Consider the following 17,960-nt stretch of genomic DNA (forward strand, 5'->3'; position numbering starts at 1 on the left):
ATGAACGGGAACCAAACGGTCAAATCCGTGTGTATGGACGCGGAAGAGATCGAACGCTCGCTCACGCGCATCACGCATCAAATTCTCGAATCGAATCATGGTGCCGACAACCTTGCGCTCGTGGGCATCGTCACGCGCGGCGACATCCTCGCCGAAAAGCTCGTGAAGAAGATCAAGGACATCGAAGGGGTCGACGTCCCCCTCGGCCACCTTGACATCAGCTTCTATCGCGACGATTACCTGGAATACCTCGCGCCCGAGATTCATTCCACCAACATCCCCTTTAACATCGACGGCATGAACATCGTCCTCGTCGACGACGTCCTCTATACGGGCCGCACCGTTCGTTCGGCGCTCGACGCCCTCATGGACATCGGCCGCCCCAAAACCGTCCAGCTCGCCGTCCTCATCGACCGCGGCCATCGCGAGCTGCCTATTCGCGCCGACTACGTGGGCAAGAACGTCCCCTCGGCCACAGATGAAAACGTCCGCCTGTTCCTCGAAGAGGTCGACGGTCGTTCCGAAGTGGACATCCTCGATATCGCGCCGGGCGGCCGCGCAGGCTCGGCTCCCCTGGGAGGAGATCGCTAATGGCTTTCAACCATAAGAACCTCATCGACATCACCGAGTACTCGGCCGATGACATCATGCAGATCCTGGAAACGGCGACGACCTTCCAGGAGGTCAACGAGCGCAAGATCAAGAAGGTGCCGCTGCTCAAGGGCATCACGGTCGTCAACATGTTCAACGAGCCGTCCACCCGCACCAAGTCGAGCTTCGAGCTCGCCGAATCGCGCCTGTCCTGCGACAAACTGTCGGCAGGCGGCAAGAGCTCGGCCACCGTGAAGGGCGAAAGCCTTCTCGACACGATGGAAACGCTCAACAGCTACAAGATCGACATGGTCGTCATCCGCGACAAGATGGCTGGCGCCCCCTACATCGTGAGCCAGCACACCTCCGCCGGCGTAATCGACGCCGGCGACGGCAAGCACAACCATCCCACCCAGGCCTTGCTCGACCTCTTCACGATTTGGCAGCGCAAGGGGACGCTCGACGGCCTCAAGGTGGGCATCGTGGGTGACATCGGCCACTCCCGCGTCGTCGGTTCGCTGGCCCCGGCCCTGAAGATCATGGGCGCCACGGTCTACGGCATTGCCCCGCAAACCCTGCTGCCGGCCCGTCCCGACCTGCTGGGCTTCGATGCGGTCTCCTCGCACATCGACGAGGTCCTGCCCGAACTCGACGTGGTCTACATGCTCCGCATCCAGATGGAGCGTCTCGACGGCGCGCCTTTCCCCAGCCTGCGCGAGTACAACAAGCTCTACGGCCTCACCGAAGAGCGCGACCGCCTGCTCAAGCCCGACACGATCGTCTGCCACCCGGGCCCCATCAACCGCGGCGTCGAGCTCGACGACTACATGGCCGACCATCCCGAACGTTCCGTCATTCTCGACCAGGTCTACGCGGGCATCTGCGTCCGCATGGCCGTCCTGTACCTGCTGCTTGGAGGCAACAATGAGCTTAATTCTTAAGAACGTCCGCGCCGTCGACCCGCAGATCGGCCTTGACGACGTCGTTTCCGTTCGCATCGAAGGCGACAAGATCGCTGAAGTAGGTCCCCAGGTCGCCGAGACCGAAAGCGATACCGTACGCGACCTTTCCGGCAAGGTGCTCGTACCCGGCCTCGTCGACATCCACGTGCATCTGCGCGAGCCCGGCCAAGAGTACAAGGAAGACATCGAAAGCGGAACGCGCGCCGCGGCGGCCGGCGGGTTCACGGCGGTCTGCTGCATGCCCAACACGACGCCCGCCATCGACAACGGCGCCATGGTCGAAGCCGTCAAGGGCATCGCCGCCGCCAAGGGCCACTGCCGCGTGCACGTGGCCGGCTGTTGCACCAAGGGCCGCGAAGGCGCGGCCATCGCCGAGATGGGCGATATGGTCGAGCACGGGGCCGTCGCCTTCACCGACGACGGCTGCGGCGTGGCCGATGCGGGCGCCATGCGCCGCGTGATGGATTACGCCAACCAGTTCGGCAAAGTGGTCATGTCCCACTGCCAGGATGCCGGCCTGGTGGCCAACGGCCAGGTCAACGAAGGCGTCGCTTCGACGCGCCTGGCCCTTGCCGGCTGGCCTGCCGAAGGCGAGGAAATCCAGATCGCGCGCGACATCCTCATCGCCAACCTCACCGGCACGCCCCTGCACATCCAGCACCTCACCACGGCGCGCGGCCTCAACATCGTCCGCGAAGCCAAGGAAAAGGGCGTGCGCGTCACCTGCGAGGTCACCCCGCACCACCTCTTCCTCAACGAAGAGGCGCTCGACGAGACCTACAACACCAACTTCAAGGTCAACCCGCCCCTGCGCACGGCTGCAGACAACGATGCCCTCGTTGCCGGCATCGTCGACGGGACCGTCGATTGCATCGTGACCGACCACGCGCCCCATGCCAAATACGAGAAGGATCGTCCCTTCGAGCTCGCCCCCTTCGGCATGACGGGCATCGAAACCTCGCTTGCCCTCGTGCTGACCCAGCTTGTTTTGACCGGCGTCATCGATTACGCCCGCATGGTCGAGCTCATGGCCGTCAATCCGCGCGCCATCCTGGGCGTCGAGCCGGTGAAAATCGAAGCGGGTTCCACCGCCGACCTCACCGTCTTCGACCCGGCAGCGGAATGGACGGTGGCTGCCGATGGCTTCCAGAGCAAGTCGGCCAATTCCGGCTTCCTGGGCGCTTACCTCACGGGCAAGGCGACCGACGTCTACGTAGGCGGCGCGCCCACGCTCGTCGATGGGAAGATCGCCTAGACGGCTCGATCGAAGCTGCCTGTTTACGGTGCGCCTCATATCTTGCGGGCGCACCGTTTTTTAACATCATCTCGCATGAGAGGAAGAAGTTTTGAGCCAATTAGCTAACGAGATGCTGGCGCATACCTCCAAGCCCGCACCCGTTCCCGCTCTGCTCGTGCTTGCCGATGGCTCGACCTGGCCCGGCATGAGCTGCGGCGCGAAGGGGGAGGCCTTCGGGGAGGTGTGCTTCAACACCTCATTGGTCGGCTACGTGGAAGTCATCACCGACCCCAGCTACGCCGGCCAGATCGTCACGATGACCTATCCCCAAATCGGCAATTACGGCGTCTGCACAGACGACGCGCAGCGCAACCGCACCGCCGCCACCGGCATGGTCGTGCGCGACATGTGCTACACGCCTCGCAACTGGCGGTCGGGGGAGAGCCTTCCCGCCTTTCTCGCACGCAACAACATCGTGGGGATCGAGGGAGTCGATACGCGCGCCCTCGTCCGCCATATCCGTGAGGTCGGTGCCCAGCAAGGCGTCATTTCCACGGTCGACCTCGACCCGGAAAGCCTGAAGCAAAAGATTGCCGCCGCTCCGTCGCTTTCCGACGTGAACTACGTCGCCAAGGTGTCCTGCGAGGCCCCCTACGAATACGATGCTTCTTCCGTCCCCGCGTCGCACGCCTTCGCCCTCGCCGCGCCCGCGCCGGAACGCTACCACGTGGTCGCCTACGATTGCGGCATGAAAGACGGCATCCTTGAAAATCTGGCCCGCGTGGGATGCCGCGTGTCGGTGGTGCCCTGGGACACGCCGGCAGAAGAGGTCCTCGCCGCCCATCCCGACGGCGTCTTCCTTTCCAACGGACCCGGCGACCCTGACCGGGTCGAGGGCACCTACACCCAGGTCGAAAAGCTGCTCGGCAAGGTGCCCGTGTTCGGCATCTGCCTGGGCCATCAGATGATTTCAAAAGCCTGCGGTGCCCAAATCGAAAAACTCAAGTTCGGCCATCGCGGCGGCAACCAGCCGGTTATGAACCTGCGCACCCACCGTGTGGAAATCACCTCGCAAAACCACGGGTTCGGCCTTCTGTTCGATTCGCTTGGGCCCTTGGTGCCCGAAGAGTCGGGCGGAGCGAGCACGCCCCATGCCGACCTCCGCTATTGGGTCGAGAAGGGCGTGGCCCCCGTCGTCATGAACGACCGTTTCGGCCGCATTCAGCTCACCCACGTCAACCTCAACGACGGCACGGCCGAAGGCATCGCCCTGCTCGACGTGCCGGCTTTTTCGGTGCAGTACCATCCCGAAGCCCAGGCGGGACCCACCGATGCCCATTACCTCTTCACGGCCTTCACCCGTCTGATGGACGGCCGCTCCGATTACCTCGACATCGACATCGCCGCCGACCGCTTGGCCGGTTGGAATTTCGGCGCCGCGAAGGAGGCCGCCCATGCCTAAGCGCACAGACATCCAGAGCATTCTCGTTATCGGCAGCGGCCCCATCGTCATCGGCCAGGCGTGCGAGTTCGACTATTCGGGCACCCAGGCCTGCAAGGTGCTCAAACAGGACGGGTACCGCGTCATCCTGGTCAACAGCAACCCGGCCACGATCATGACCGATCCCCAGTTGGCCGACCGCACCTACGTCGAGCCGATCACCGCCGAGTTCGTCGAGCGCGTCATCGCCGAAGAGCGGCCCGACGCCCTCCTGCCCACCTTGGGCGGCCAGACGGGCCTCAACACGGCCGTCGAGCTTGCCAAATCCGGCGTGCTCGACAAGTACGGGGTCGAGATGATCGGCTGCGACCTCGAAGCGATCGAGCGTGGCGAAGACCGCAAGCTCTTCAATGAGTGCATGGCCGATCTGGGCATCGAAACGGCCCGAAGCGGCTACGCCTATTCGGTCGACGACGCCCTCGCCCTCGTAGCGAAGATCGGCTACCCCGTGGTCCTGCGCCCCTCCTTCACGCTGGGCGGTGCGGGCGGCGGCATCGCCCATACGGAAGACGAGCTGCGGCTTATCGTCTCCCAGGGCCTCGAGTTGTCGCCGGCCGGGGAGGTGCTCGTCGAAGAGAGCATCGAAGGCTGGAAAGAATACGAGATGGAAGTCATGCGCGATAAGGCTGGCAACGGTATCATCGTGTGCTCCATCGAAAACTTCGACGCCATGGGCGTGCATACCGGCGACTCGATCACGGTGGCCCCCGCCCAAACCCTCACCGACTTGGAATACCAGCGCATGCGCGTCGCCAGCCTTGCCATCCTCGAAAAGATCGGCGTGGAAACGGGCGGGTCGAACGTGCAGTTCGCCGTCAACCCGCGCGACGGCCGGCTTGTCGTCATCGAGATGAACCCCCGCGTGTCGCGCTCTTCGGCCCTCGCTTCGAAGGCGACGGGCTTCCCGATTGCTAAAGCCGCCGCCCAGCTTGCCGTAGGCTACACCCTCGACGAGATCACCAACGACATCACCAAGGCCACGCCTGCCTGCTTCGAGCCTTCAATCGACTATTGCGTCGTCAAGGTCCCCCGTTTCGCCTTCGAAAAGTTCAAAGGCGCCGACGACACCCTGTCGACCCGCATGAAGGCCGTGGGCGAGGTCATGGCAATCGGCCGTACCTTCGAAGAGGCCCTGGGCAAGGCCCTGCGCTCGATGGAAAACAAGCACGAGGGCTTGGGTGCCGACGGCATCCCCTTCGACGAAGACCGGTTCGACGACCTCTGCAGCCGCCCGACCGCCGAGCGCGTCTTCTACATGGGCGAGGCCCTGCGTCGCGGCCGCACGCCCCAGGAGGTGAGCGCCCAGACGGGCATCGATCGCTTCTTCGTCGATCGCATGGCCGATATGATCGCCGTACAGGAAGCCCTCCGCGGCCACTCCTTGGCCGACGTCGACGCCGACGCCCTGTGGGTCGCCAAGCGCTACGGGCTTTCCGATCCCGAAATCGCCTTCCTTACCGGCTCCACCGAGCTCGACGTGCGCGCCCACCGCAAGGCGCTCGGCGTCGTGCCCGTCTTCAAGACCGTCGACACCTGCGCGGCCGAATTCCCCAGCTCTACGGCCTACCACTACAAGACCTACGAGCGCGGGGGAAGCGAAATCTCCCGCGGCGACCGCCAGCGCATCATGATCCTGGGCGCCGGCCCCAACCGCATCGGGCAGGGCATCGAGTTCGACTACTGCTGCGTCCACGCCAGCTACGCCCTCCACGATGCGGGCTATGAGACGATCATGGTCAACTGCAACCCCGAAACGGTTTCCACCGACTACGACACGTCCGACAAGCTCTATTTCGAGCCCCTTACCTTCGAAGACGTGATGGATATCGTCGATGCGGAAGACCCGCTCGGCGTCGTCGTCACCCTGGGCGGCCAAACCCCGCTCAAGCTGGCCCGTTCCCTGCAGGACGCCGGCGTGCGCATCATGGGTACTCAGCCCGACGCCATCGACCTGGCCGAAGACCGCGACGAGTTCGCGGCGATTCTCGACGAGCTCGGCATCACCTACCCGCGTGCCGGCATGGCCTCGACCTTCGACGAAGCCTGCCAGGTGGCCTCCGACATCGGCTTCCCCCTGCTCGTGCGTCCCAGCTACGTGCTCGGCGGGCGCGGCATGGCCATCGTCTACGACCGAGAGCAGCTCGAAACCTACATGGCCGAAGCGACCCGCATTTCGCCCGATCAACCCATCTACCTCGACCGATTCCTCGAATCGGCCGTTGAATGCGACGTCGACGCCCTCTGCGACGGCGAAGAGGTCTACGTGGGCGGCGTCATGGAACACATCGAGATGGCCGGCATCCATTCCGGCGACTCGGCCTGCTGCACGCCCCCCTTCGCGTTCAGCGACAAAATCGTCAACCAGCTGCACGACATCATCACCAAGCTCGCCCTGCGCCTAGGCGTGGTGGGGCTGATCAACCTGCAGGCGGCCATCAAGGACGGGGCCATCTACGTGATCGAGGCCAACCCGCGCGCCAGCCGCACGGTTCCCTTCCTTTCCAAGGCCACCGGGGTGCCGTTGGCCAAGTGCGCTGCCCGCATCATGGCGGGGGAGAAGATCGCCGATCTGCATCTGCCGAGCGACAAGCGCCGTATCGAGCACTTCAGCGTGAAGGAAGCCGTCATGCCCTTCGGCCGCTTCCCGGGCGCCGATACGATCCTGGGTCCCGAAATGAAATCGACGGGCGAAGTCATGGGCGTTGCGCGCACTTTCCCGGCCGCCTACGCCAAAACGCAGATGGCGATCAGCTACAACCTGCCCAAGCCGCGCAACGGTTACATCTTTATCTCGGTGAACGACCGCGACAAACGCCATATCGGCTCGATCGCCCAGGATTACCTGCGCTTGGGCTTCGACCTCGTCGCTACCGAGGGGACGGCCCGCGTCCTGCGCGCTCTCGGTATTCCGGTGAAAACCGTGCGCCGCGTGAGCCAACCTTCTCCGAACATCGGAGACATGGTTGCCAACGGCGAAATCGCGCTTATGATTAATACGCCGTACGGACACGACACGCGCGACGACGGTTACTACCTGCGCCTGCAGGCCGTGCGCCATGGCGTCACCAACATCACGACGCTGGCGCCCGCCCAGGCACTTGCGAGCGCGATGGAAACGGCCCGCATGGGCGAGCTTCCCATCATCGCCCTGCAGGACCTGCCGCAGGTCTACCTTTAGTCAGACAGGGCGCGCACCCAACCCATAGGTGCGCGCCCTTTCGGAAAGGAGCACTGGTGGAACACAACCGACTGGTCTGCGAGGACGCCCGCGTTCTCGCCAACGAGGAAGCCGGTCCCCGGCTCTACTTCCTCACGTTGGAAAGCCCGGAGATCGCCTCCCGCCTGCAACCGGGACAGTTCGTCCACCTGCAGGTCCCCGGCATGCCCGACCATATCCTGCGACGCCCCTTCTCGGTGTTCGACTGCGACCCCGAAGCGGGCACGCTCGAAATCCTCTATCAAGACCTGGGCTACGGCAGCCATCGCATGACCGATATGAAGGCAGGCGACGTGTCGAGTCAAATCGGTCCGGTAGGCCACGGCTGGCAGGCACCCCAAGGCACCGAACGCGCCCTGCTCATAGGCGGCGGCGTGGGAGCCGCCCCGCTCTTCCTGCATGCCAAGGCCCTGCGCGCGGCAGGTGTTGCCGTCGACGTCGTGTTGGGTGCGGCAACCAAGGCTTCCCTGGTGACCTTTGACGCCTACGAGCATTTGCTCGGTTGCGCTCCCGCCGCTGCCACCGACGACGGCTCCTTCGGGTACGCCGGCTTTTGCACCCAGCCTGCCTCCGACCTTCTTTCCCAGCACCATTACGACCATGTGGCGTGCTGCGGCCCCGAACCCCTCATGCGCATCGTTTCTCAGATGGCTGCCGACGCCCAGGTGGAATGCCAGGTGTCGATGGAGCGCCGGATGGCCTGTGGCGTCGGCGCCTGCTTGTCCTGCGTCGTCGACACGACGGACGGCAAGCGCCGTGCCTGCGTCGACGGTCCCGTCTTCGAGTCTTCAAAGGTGGTGTGGTAGATGGCACAGGTGAACATGGCCGTCAATCTCGGCGGTCTTGCCATGAAAAACCCCGTGACCGTTGCGTCGGGCACCTTCGGCGCCGGCCAGGAGTACCACGACTTCGTTCCCGTCGACGAGCTCGGCGCGGTGACGACCAAAGGCGTTTCGCTCAACGGATGGGAAGGCAACGCGAGCCCGCGCATCGCCGAAACCCCTTCGGGCATGCTGAATTCGATCGGCCTGCAGAACCCCGGCGTTCAGGTCATGAAGGACGATTACTTAAGCTGGCTCGCCCCGCACGACGTGCCCGTCATCGTCAACGTGTCCGGCCACAGCATGCAGGAGTACGTCGACGTCATCGAAGCGCTGGACGACGACGATCGGGTCGATGCCTACGAGATCAACATCAGCTGCCCTAACGTCGATGCCGGCGGCATGACCTTCGGCACCCATGTGCCCAGCGTCGAAAAGGTTGTAGGCGCCTGTCGCGCGGCCACGCGCAAGCCCATGATCGTCAAGCTCTCGCCCAACGTCACCGACATTTCCGAAATCGCCCGTGCCGCCGAAGCGAGCGGTGCCGATGCGATTTCGCTCATCAACACCTTGCTCGGCATGGCCATCGACGCCAAGCGCCGCAAGCCGGTGCTCGCCCGCGTTGTCGGCGGCCTTTCGGGTCCGGCGGTCAAGCCGGTGGCCCTGCGCATGGTGTGGGAGGTTCACAAGGCCGTCGACGTGCCCCTGCTCGGCATGGGAGGCATTGTGACCGGCACCGATGCCGTCGAATTCATGCTCGCCGGCGCAACCGCCGTCGCCGTGGGCACCGCAAACTTTATGAATCCCACTGCGACCCACGAGGTCATCGAGGGCATCCGCGCCTACTGCGAAGACCAAGGGGTAACCGACGTCAACGAATTGATCGGAGGCTTGCAATGCTAGAACATTTCGACCAACTCGATCCGCGTGAGCGTATCATCGTCGCGCTCGATTGCGACCGGGCCCGAGCGCTCGATCTGGCGGACACCCTTTCCGGCGAGGCGCGCTGGCTGAAAATCGGCATGACGCTCTTCTATGCCTTGGGGCCCTCGATCGTCAACGAGTTGAAAACCGCAGGCTTCAAAATCTTCCTCGATCTGAAGTTCCACGATATCCCCCATCAGGTGCACGGGGCGGCCCGATCCGCCACCCAGGCAGGCGCCGACATGCTCACGATGCACGCTGTGGGCGGCACCAAGATGATGGAAGAGGCCCTGGCGGGCGCGCAGGAAGCGGCGAGCGATTTCGGCTGTGAAGCGCCCGTTATGCTCGCCATCACGGTCCTTACGAGCATGGACCAGAAGGGCCTCGAATCGACCAATGTGATGCTGCCCGTCGCCGATCAGGTGCGGTCGCTGGCGAAGATGGCGCAGAACGCCGGCGCTTCCGGCGTCGTCGCCTCTCCCCAAGAAGCGCGCATGCTGCGCGCATTGCTCGGCCCCGACGCCTTTATCGTCACGCCCGGCGTGCGTCCGGCGGGCGCAGCCGTAGGGGACCAGAGCCGCATGGCCACGCCGCACGACGCCATCGCCAACGGGGCGTCGCACCTGGTTATCGGCCGCCCCATCACCCAGGCCGACGACCCCTTGGACGCCTTCCGGGCAGTCGTATCCGAAGTCGCCGACGCAAGCGTTGACTTCTAAGAGCCGGCTCGGATACGGAATAGAAACCCTACGTCTTCGACTACCTAAGATGGCGCCTTCAATCGAGGGCGCCATCTTTTTTGGATATGAGCTTAATCCAGAATCTGGGCGGCGAATTTGGCGCTTTCGGCGGCGTCTTTGGCGTAGAAGTCGGCTCCCACCATCTGAGCGTATTCGGCGTTGAGGACGGCGCCGCCCACCATGATCTTCACGTCGGGCGCCTCTTTGCGGAGCAGGTCGATAGTCTCCTGCATCCCCGCCACCGTCGAGGTCATGAGAGCCGACAGCCCCACGATCTTCACCTGATGGGCCTTCACGCAGTCGAGCACGGCCTGCGGTTCAACGTCGCGCCCCAGGTCGATGACTGCATACCCATAGTTTTCCAAGAGCATCTTCACGATGTTCTTGCCGATATCGTGAATGTCGCCTTTCACCGTGGCGACGGCGATGGGACCGCGCACCGCTTCCGCCGCAGGCGTGCGGGCGCGAATGACGTCGAAACCCGCTTTCGCCGCTTCCGAAGCCGCCATGAGCTGGGGGAGGAAGAAGGTGCCTGCCTCGAAGCGGCGGCCCACTTCGTCGAGGGCGGGAATCAAGTGGCCATCGATGATCGAGAGTGCGTCCGACTCATCGAGCATGCGCGCCACAACCGCCGGCACCTCGCCTTTGTTCCCGCTGATTACGAGCTTTTCGAGGGGAGAGACCTCCTCGTCTGGGGGCGCAGATTCACTAGCCTGTCCGTCATCGCCTGCCGGGGCGTTCGATTGCGCCGGGGCAGGGGATACCTGATAGGAAGCGTAGGCTTCGATATAGCGAGCCGACCCTCGGTCTTGGCCGCAGAGCACGCGCCAGGTATCCACCACTTCTCGATAGCGGGAAGCGAGTGGGTTGAGGATGGGCAGGTCGAGACCGGCCGAAAAGGCAGCGGCCAAAAACGTGGCATTCACCACCGGGCGCGCCGGCAGGCCGAAGCTCACGTTCGACACGCCGAGGACCGTGCGGCAGCCAAGCCCTTCCTTCACCAAGCGCACGGCTTTAAGGATCTCGACGACCTCGCGCTGGTTGGTCGATGCCGACATGACGAGACAGTCGATGAGCACGTCCTCGCGGGGGATGCCGTACGACTCTGCTTCCGCAACGATCTTCTGGGCAATCGCGAAGCGCTCCTCGGCCGTAGGAGGGATGCCTCCCTCGTCGAGCGTGAGCCCCACGACGGCGCACCCGTAATGGGCGACGATCGGCAGGATTGCCGCCAGGTTGTCGCGCTTTCCGTTGACCGAGTTGATCAGGGCTTTGCCGGCGTAGTGGCGAACGGCCGCCTCGACGGCCACGGGATCCGAGGAATCGACCTGCAAGGGGAGGCCGCAGACACCCTGAATCTCGCGGACGAGCGCTACGAGTGCCTGGGCTTCGTCGATTTCGGGCAGGCCGGCGTTGACGTCGAGAAGGTCGGCGCCGGCTTCGGCCTGGGCGAGGGCTTCACCCACCGCGTAGCCCCAATCGCTCGCGCGCAGGGCGGCTTTGAGCTTGGGCTTGCCCGTGGGGTTGATGCGTTCACCGATAACGGCTACCTGACGACCCCGGAGAACGACGGCGTTCTGGGCCGAGGTGAGGGCCGTGAGGCGCTCTACGACCCGGGGCACCACCGGGTGACGGTCGAGCGCCTGCGCTTCGAGCGCAATATAGGCGGGGTCGGTCCCGCAGCACCCGCCCACGACGGTCACCCCTTCTGCGATCAGGGGTTCTACAGCCTCCACGTAGGCCTGAGGAGAAATGGAGTAGACCGTGCGCCCGTCGACCACGGAAGGAAGGCCGGCATTGGCCTGAAGCATGACCGGGCAGGGGGCGCTGGCGAGCATCGTGCGCACGAGCGGGGCCAGTGCCGCCGGCCCCAAAGAGCAATTGATGCCCACCACGTTGACGCCCAAGGCAAAAAGCGTGCGGGCGGCCACCTCGGGGCTCGTGCCCAAAAAGGTGCGCCCGTTCTCTTCGAACGTCATCGTGGCAAAAATGGGAAGGTCCGCCTGTTCTTTGCAGGCGAGCACGGCGGCTTTCATCTCGAGCAAGTCGGTCATCGTTTCGATGATGAAGAGGTCGGCCCCGTGGGAGACGGCCGCGCGCGCCTGCTCGGCGAAGAGGTCGTAGGCATCATCGAAGGCATACGAGCCCATGGGCTCGAGAAGAGCGCCGCTCGGTCCGATATCGGCGGCCACATAGCGGGCGCCCGCCCGCTTCGCACAGGCGATGGCCGCGGCGAAGACTTCGTCAACCGACGCGGCGCCGTCGAGTTTGAGCGCGTTCGCCCCGAAGGTGTTGGTGGTGACCGCCTCGCTTCCTGCTTCGATGTAGGCGCGGTGCACGGCTTCGATCTTGTCGGGGTGGGACAGGCACAAGAGTTCGGGTAGCTCTCCCGCTTCGAGGCCGGCGCGTTGGAGCATGGTGCCCATGGCCCCGTCGAAGAGGAGATGGTCGCGCCCTTCGAGCACGCGGCGCAGATGAGCGTCTTTCATACGAACGTCAAGAGGGGTGCGCGGCTTCGCGAACCCATCGGTTATCGGTAGCATGGCGTTCCCGCCTTTCGTAAGTTGCAGTAGGGCGCACACGAGCAGCCCGCGCATGACCGCCGGTCCTCCCGAGGCTCGTCGAACAAGCCTACCAGAGCCGTCACGCTTTTCGCCGGTACGAGCAGATTCGTCGGCGTCACCGTGACCCCGATGCGCTTGGTGGCATCGAGCGCTCGCACGATCGAAGGCTGCACGTCGAGCGGGAGGTCGCCGTAGCCGGGGGAGTAGCGCCAACTTGTGTAGAATCCTGCCGATCGGGCTTCCGCAACGATAGCTGCGTTGCAGGCGTCGCTCGCCGCTTCGGCGATTGACGAGGCACCGGCGCCGTACACCATCGCGTCCAGCCCGTTGGTTGCCGAAAGGCGGCGCAGCTCCCGTTCGCTCGCCAGGCCCGCCGTCGCCGCCATGGCGGCGACCGAGCGTGCCCCCTTAAGATGGCGGGCGATGTCGGTGCCCGGCAGCACGACCCCCGACCCTTCAAGAGCCAGGCCCCCGTCGACGGGCGCGAGGGGGAAGACGCGGTAGACGAAGGCGGGGTTGCAGGTGCGCTCGCAGGCGGCGAAGAGGTCTTCCATCCGCCCGGAGAGCTCGTCGCTTATCGGTTGCCCCGCATAGCCCAGGTACCGCAGGGCTTCCGCGCGATCGACCGTAACGGAAGGCCTGCCCTCCCGCACGGGCTCCCATCCGCTCATCGATAGGGCTCCACGGCGTCGTGCAGCTCGCGCGCGGTATCGGCCTTGTTCATGCAGTAGACGTGCAATCCGTCGACGCCGTGGCGGGCAAGGTCCGCCAGCTGGTCGGCAGCGTATTCGATGCCCGCTTTACGCAGGTCGGCGGGTTTGTCTTCGTAGCGGGCCAGCATCTTCACCAACCGGGCGGGCAGGCTTGCCCCGCACATGAAGACCATGCGCGTCACCTGGGCCTTGGACGTCACGGGCATGATGCCGAACTCGATGGGCGCATGGATGCGGGCGGCCCGGCATTCGTCGAGGAAACGGTAGGCGCATTCGTTGTCGAAGAAGAGCTGAGACACGAAGAATTGGGCGCCTGCCTCCTCCTTCTCTTTGAGGTGGGCGACATTTTCCTTGGCGTCGAGGCAATCGATATGGCCTTCGGGGTAGGCGGCTGCCCCCACGCAAAAGCCGGCTTCGCGCAGCTGGGGAATGAGGTCCTTGGCGAAGCGGTAGTCGGGCGAGGCGGGCACCTGGCCCAAATCACCCCGCAGGGCAAGCACGTTTTCGACGCCGGCGGCCTTGAGCGCTTCGATGTTGCGGGCGATCGAAGCGCGGTCGGATCCCGCACAGGTCAGGTGGGCCATCATGGTGAGGCCGTACGCGCGCGTCCCCAATGCGCAGATATCGACCGTTCGTTTCGAATTGCCTGACCCGCCTGCCGAATAGGTGACCGACACGAAGGCGGGGTCGAGCGGGGCAAGGCCGGTGAGCACCTCGCGCGCTTCCTCAAGCCCCATCTCGCCCTTGGGCGGGAACATCTCGTAGGACAGGGGGATTTTAGCGGCCCGATAGGCCTCGACGATGCGCATGCGATCTCCTTGGGGGTAGCGTCTTGAACGCCCTCGATTCTACACGCCTGCGCGCCTCGGGGCAGGCGGGGACGATTCGTCCCTTGCGCCTCTGAACTGGGCAAATAACCAGTTATCGTAAATTTCCACGACGGATGGCACCCTGATGGGCGCCCCCGGCCGAAGGATTTCGCTGCCCGCGCGCGCACCGCATGCGCGACCTTCCCTGCCCAAGCGCAAGCGGAGAACGCGGGGCGAAACGGGGTGCGCGCACCCTGCGGAAAATCACATTTCCCCTGTTCGGTGCAGGAAAATTGTACTAACATCCGAACTAGACGAAAGAGGAATCACCCACGGGAGAGAAGGAGATACTCATGCCTATTCCTCAGCTCACCCAAGAAGAGCGCAAGGCGGCGCTCGAAAAGGCGAAGGCCGCCCGCATCAAGCGCGCCCAAGTGCGCGAAGACCTGAAATCCGGAAAGATCACAATCGAGCAGGCGCTTGCTATGAAGAACGACCCGGTGGTCGGCCGCATGAAGGTCCTTACCCTGATCGAGACCCTTCCCGGGTACGGCAAGGCGAAGGCCGAAAAGGTGATGGCCGAAGTGCACATCGCCGAAAGCCGTCGTTTGCGCGGCTTGGGCGAACGCCAGCAGGCGGCCCTGCTCGAAAGGCTCGGCTAGTGGCGCGGCGCGGCAACCTCTTCGTTATTTCTGGGCCTTCGGGGGCGGGCAAGGGGACGCTCGTCTCACGCGTCCTCAAACGCGTGCCCGATGCCTGGGTGTCGGTGAGCGCGACCACGCGAGCGCCCCGCGAAGGAGAAATCCCCGGCTCGTCCTACATCTTCATGACCGACGAAGAGTTCGACGACCTCGTCGACCGCGGGGGCTTTCTCGAATGGGCGCATGTGCATACGCACAAGTACGGCACGCCGTTTGCAAGCGTCAAGGAGCATATCGATGCGGGAGACCAGGTTATTCTGGAAATCGATGTGCAAGGGGCCTTTCAGGTGCGCGAGAAGCTGCCCCAAGCCCACCTCGTCTTCATCGACGTGCCGAGCGAAGAGGAGTTGCTCGCCCGTCTGCGCGGACGCGGGACCGAACCCGAAGATGTGATTGCTGCGCGTATGAAGGTGGCACAGGTGGAACTTTCCCAAAAAGAGAAGTATGATTACCTGGTTATGAACGACGACCTCGACCGGGCGACCGATGAACTGGTGGCCTACATCGAGAGCAAAGCCAACCAATCGTAAGGAATTCGCACACGATGAGTTTGATCGAACCGAAAATCGAAGACCTGCTTGCCGAAGTCGACAACGACCGATTCCTGCTGTGCGCGGTCGCTTCGCATCGCGCTCACGATATCAACGACATGCTGCGCGGCCAGCGCGATCGCGCCATTCAGCTTTCCACCGCTGTAGAAGTGGCGCGCGCTTCCAACAAGAAGCCGCTCTCCATTGCCTTCGATGAAATCGCGAAGGGCGAAGTGTCCTACGACCCCAACACGATTGACGCGCAGGCTCACTAGTCACTAACAAACCGCCTGCTGCACGCCCGTCTGCGCACGCGTAGACGGGCGTTTTCTTGCCTCACGACAAAGGACCTCCCAATGGAATTCCAGCGCATCTGCCTCGTGCATTACCATGAAATCGGCCTCAAGGGCCACAACCGCGCTTCGTTCGAGATGCGCCTGCTTCGCAACATCGAAGCCCTGCTCGACGGCTTTCCCATCGTCACCATCCATCGTATTTCGGGGCGTCTGCTCGTCTTCATCAAAGAGGGGACGAGCTGGGAGGTTGCCTGCCAAATCGAGGATCGCATCCTGGGGATTCCCGGCGTTGCGCGCGTGTCGTGCGGCTATAAAACCCACCGAGACTTAGGGGAACTCTGCGACGCGGCCGGCCAGACACTGGCCGAAGTGGGGGACTTCGATTCCTTCAAGGTGGTTGCCCGCCGCAACCATACCGATTTCGAGATGCATTCGATGGATATGAACCGCGAGATCGGTGCCTATCTGTGCGATCTGTTCCCCGACAAGAAGGTGAAGATGAAGGGCTTCGACGTGAAGGTCGGCGTCGAAGTCATCCAAAGCGCCGGCTACGTCTACGCGCGCAGCCTTCCGGGCGTGGGCGGTTTGCCGGTAGGCAGCAGCGGCAAGATCGTCACCCTCCTCTCGAGCGGGATCGACAGCCCGGTTGCCACCTGGCGCATGGCCCGACGCGGCGCCGTGCCCATCGCGGTGCATTTCAGCGGGCGCCCGCAGACGTCCGCCACGAGCGAGTACCTCGTCGACGACATCGCCCACGTGCTCGAGCACACGGGCTGCATCGGCCGTCTCTATGTGGTGCCCTTCGGCGATTACCAACGGGAAATCTCCTTGTCGGTACCGCCCAAACTGCGCGTGATCATGTACCGCCGCCTCATGTTCCGGGTGGCGCAGGCCATCGCCCGCAAGGAACACGCCAAGGGAATCGCAACCGGCGAGAGCCTGGGCCAGGTTGCCTCGCAGACCATCGACAACATCTTCGTGACCAACCAGGTCATGGAGCTGCCCGTACTGCGTCCCCTCATCGGCAGCGACAAGCAGGAAATCATTCGCGATGCCCAACAGCTCGGCACCTTCGACATTTCGAGCCAGGACGCTCCCGACTGCTGCACCCTCTTCATGCCGCGCAGCCCTGAAACGCATGCGAAGCTTCCCGAAGTCCTCGCCTGTGAAGAGCCCCTGCCTATCGACGATTGGGTGCAGGAACTCGTAGCCCATGCCGAAGTGCACGAATACGCTTGCCCGGCCTGCAAGCCGCTCAAAGCGCACGGTGCCGACCGCTCGTCCGAAGAGAGTGAATCGGCCGACTAACGATAGAGCCCATTTGGCCTCTTGTTGAAAGCCCGCACGTCTTCTTTTCGACGTGCGGGCTTTTTGCGCCTGTCGCGCGCCCCTTATCGGCGGAATTGGCGAGAGACGCGAGCCGAATTGTCGCCGTGCGTGCGTTGACGCCGTGACCGAACGTATTCCAGCTTGAGGCCAACGGTCCCTAGCATGTCTCTTACCGGACGAGGAGGGGATATGCCGTTCATCGAGCTACCACATGGTTTTCAGGAAGGCGCCCAACGCAATCGCATCGTCATGGCCATCGGCGTCGCTGTAATCGTCTGCCTCGTTGCCGGCTTCGGTGTCGCTCGGCTCGTACAGGCGGGCGACGAGGCGGTTTTCGTGATAGAGAGCTCCTCATCTTCGTCTTCTCAAGATGGTCAGGCTCCTGATGAAGAAGCGACGCCTCCTGCCTCGGTGGTCGTCTATGTCAGTGGCGCCGTCACGACCCCGGGTTTGGTGGAAATCCCCGAAGGGTCGCGGGTGGGCGATGCGCTTACGGCAGCAGGCGGCTTCGACGAAACCGCCGACTCCTCTGCACTCAATCTTGCCCGCGTCGTCGAAGACGGCGAGCAAATCGACGTGCCCACCCGCGAAGAGCGATCTGCCCAGGAGTCGGCAGCCACCGCGGGACCGGGGAGCGGGGCACCGAGCGGGAGCAGCGCGTCCTCCCCGGCTTCATCGAAAGCAAACGGACTGGTCAACATCAACACCGCCACCCAGGCGGAGCTCGAATCTTTACCGGGCGTGGGTCCTTCGACGGCCCAGAAGATCATCGACGATCGCACCGCCAACGGACCCTTCAAGAAGAAGGAGGATCTTAAGCGCGTATCGGGAATCGGGGAGAAAAAGTATGCATCCCTCGAGAGCAACATCACCGTATAAACCTGCGCCGCCCCGGCCCGCGATCCCCCTTGCCCTTTGGTGCGCAGCTCCTCTCTGGGCGGTGACGGCGGTCCTTGTGTTCTTCGGCTGGGACTGGCCCGCCCCCGTGCACCGCCTCTTGGCCTTCGGGGGTCTGGCGGGAATCG

The 17,960-nt window shown here is 63.9% G+C and carries 16 protein-coding genes; 13 read left to right on the top strand and 3 right to left on the bottom strand.

Annotated elements, in window-relative coordinates:
• From pyrR to pyrF, 8 genes are all read left to right on the top strand, one after another.
• Positions 1–591: a bifunctional pyr operon transcriptional regulator/uracil phosphoribosyltransferase PyrR gene (gene pyrR, locus BN3270_RS06250; RefSeq protein WP_058986283.1), complete on the top strand. Its 591-nt coding sequence runs from the start codon at positions 1–3 to the stop codon at positions 589–591.
• Positions 591–1,532: an aspartate carbamoyltransferase catalytic subunit gene (locus BN3270_RS06255; RefSeq protein ID WP_058986284.1), complete on the top strand. Its 942-nt coding sequence runs from the start codon at positions 591–593 to the stop codon at positions 1,530–1,532. The genes pyrR and BN3270_RS06255 overlap by 1 nt, the downstream gene beginning before the upstream one ends.
• The gene (locus BN3270_RS06260) at positions 1,516–2,808 is read left to right on the top strand and encodes a dihydroorotase (protein WP_058986285.1); all 1,293 of its coding nucleotides are present in this window, start codon (positions 1,516–1,518) and stop codon (positions 2,806–2,808) included. The genes BN3270_RS06255 and BN3270_RS06260 overlap by 17 nt, the downstream gene beginning before the upstream one ends.
• A gap of 91 nt (positions 2,809–2,899) precedes the next feature.
• Entirely contained in the window at positions 2,900–4,252 is a 1,353-nt protein-coding gene (gene carA, locus BN3270_RS06265; RefSeq protein WP_058986286.1) for a glutamine-hydrolyzing carbamoyl-phosphate synthase small subunit, read from the top strand.
• Positions 4,245–7,469, top strand: coding sequence for a carbamoyl-phosphate synthase large subunit (gene carB, locus BN3270_RS06270; RefSeq protein WP_058986287.1), 3,225 nt, complete (start codon positions 4,245–4,247; stop codon positions 7,467–7,469). The genes carA and carB overlap by 8 nt, the downstream gene beginning before the upstream one ends.
• Before the next feature lie 56 nt (positions 7,470–7,525).
• Entirely contained in the window at positions 7,526–8,314 is a 789-nt protein-coding gene (locus BN3270_RS06275; RefSeq protein WP_082673399.1) for a dihydroorotate dehydrogenase electron transfer subunit, read from the top strand.
• Positions 8,315–9,232, top strand: a complete 918-nt coding sequence (locus BN3270_RS06280) for a dihydroorotate dehydrogenase (RefSeq protein WP_058986288.1) — start codon at positions 8,315–8,317, stop codon at positions 9,230–9,232. It begins immediately after the preceding gene.
• Entirely contained in the window at positions 9,226–9,972 is a 747-nt protein-coding gene (gene pyrF, locus BN3270_RS06285) for an orotidine-5'-phosphate decarboxylase (protein ID WP_058986289.1), read from the top strand. The genes BN3270_RS06280 and pyrF overlap by 7 nt, the downstream gene beginning before the upstream one ends.
• 92 nt (positions 9,973–10,064) lie before the next feature.
• Here the strand turns inward: pyrF and BN3270_RS06290 are convergent, their stop codons facing one another.
• Genes BN3270_RS06290 through BN3270_RS06300 form a run of 3 tightly spaced genes read right to left on the bottom strand, consistent with a single transcriptional unit; the run spans position 10,065 to position 14,079 of the window.
• Positions 10,065–12,482, bottom strand: a complete 2,418-nt coding sequence (locus tag BN3270_RS06290; protein ID WP_271711942.1) for a homocysteine S-methyltransferase family protein — start codon at positions 12,480–12,482, stop codon at positions 10,065–10,067.
• 41 nt (positions 12,483–12,523) lie between these two features.
• Positions 12,524–13,228, bottom strand: a complete 705-nt coding sequence (locus BN3270_RS06295; protein WP_058986291.1) for a vitamin B12 dependent-methionine synthase activation domain-containing protein — start codon at positions 13,226–13,228, stop codon at positions 12,524–12,526.
• Complete coding sequence (locus BN3270_RS06300; protein ID WP_058986292.1) at positions 13,225–14,079, bottom strand: methylenetetrahydrofolate reductase; 855 nt, start codon at positions 14,077–14,079, stop codon at positions 13,225–13,227. The genes BN3270_RS06295 and BN3270_RS06300 overlap by 4 nt, the downstream gene beginning before the upstream one ends.
• Before the next feature lie 353 nt (positions 14,080–14,432).
• Here BN3270_RS06300 and mihF point away from each other — a divergent pair, with 353 nt between their 5' ends.
• The 5 genes from mihF to BN3270_RS06325 all read left to right on the top strand — a co-directional run bounded on the left by mihF (position 14,433) and on the right by BN3270_RS06325 (position 17,814).
• Positions 14,433–14,741 (top strand): integration host factor, actinobacterial type, encoded by a 309-nt coding sequence (gene mihF / locus BN3270_RS06305; RefSeq protein WP_058986293.1) that lies wholly within the window; start codon positions 14,433–14,435, stop codon positions 14,739–14,741.
• Positions 14,741–15,310, top strand: a complete 570-nt coding sequence (gmk, locus tag BN3270_RS06310; protein ID WP_058986294.1) for a guanylate kinase — start codon at positions 14,741–14,743, stop codon at positions 15,308–15,310. Before mihF ends, gmk begins: the two co-directional genes overlap by 1 nt.
• Positions 15,311–15,324: 14 nt before the next feature.
• Positions 15,325–15,585: a DNA-directed RNA polymerase subunit omega gene (locus BN3270_RS06315; protein WP_058986295.1), complete on the top strand. Its 261-nt coding sequence runs from the start codon at positions 15,325–15,327 to the stop codon at positions 15,583–15,585.
• 81 nt (positions 15,586–15,666) lie between these two features.
• On the top strand, positions 15,667–16,914 hold the full coding sequence (gene thiI, locus BN3270_RS06320) for a tRNA uracil 4-sulfurtransferase ThiI (protein ID WP_058986296.1): 1,248 nt from the start codon (positions 15,667–15,669) through the stop codon (positions 16,912–16,914).
• Between the two features lie 210 nt (positions 16,915–17,124).
• On the top strand, positions 17,125–17,814 hold the full coding sequence (locus BN3270_RS06325; protein ID WP_058986297.1) for a helix-hairpin-helix domain-containing protein: 690 nt from the start codon (positions 17,125–17,127) through the stop codon (positions 17,812–17,814).
• The last annotated feature ends 146 nt before the right edge of the window (positions 17,815–17,960 follow it).

Origin of the sequence: Hugonella massiliensis (genome assembly GCA_001486445.1) — a bacterium.
In the GTDB taxonomy this organism is placed as follows: Bacteria; Actinomycetota; Coriobacteriia; order Coriobacteriales; family Eggerthellaceae; genus Hugonella; species Hugonella massiliensis.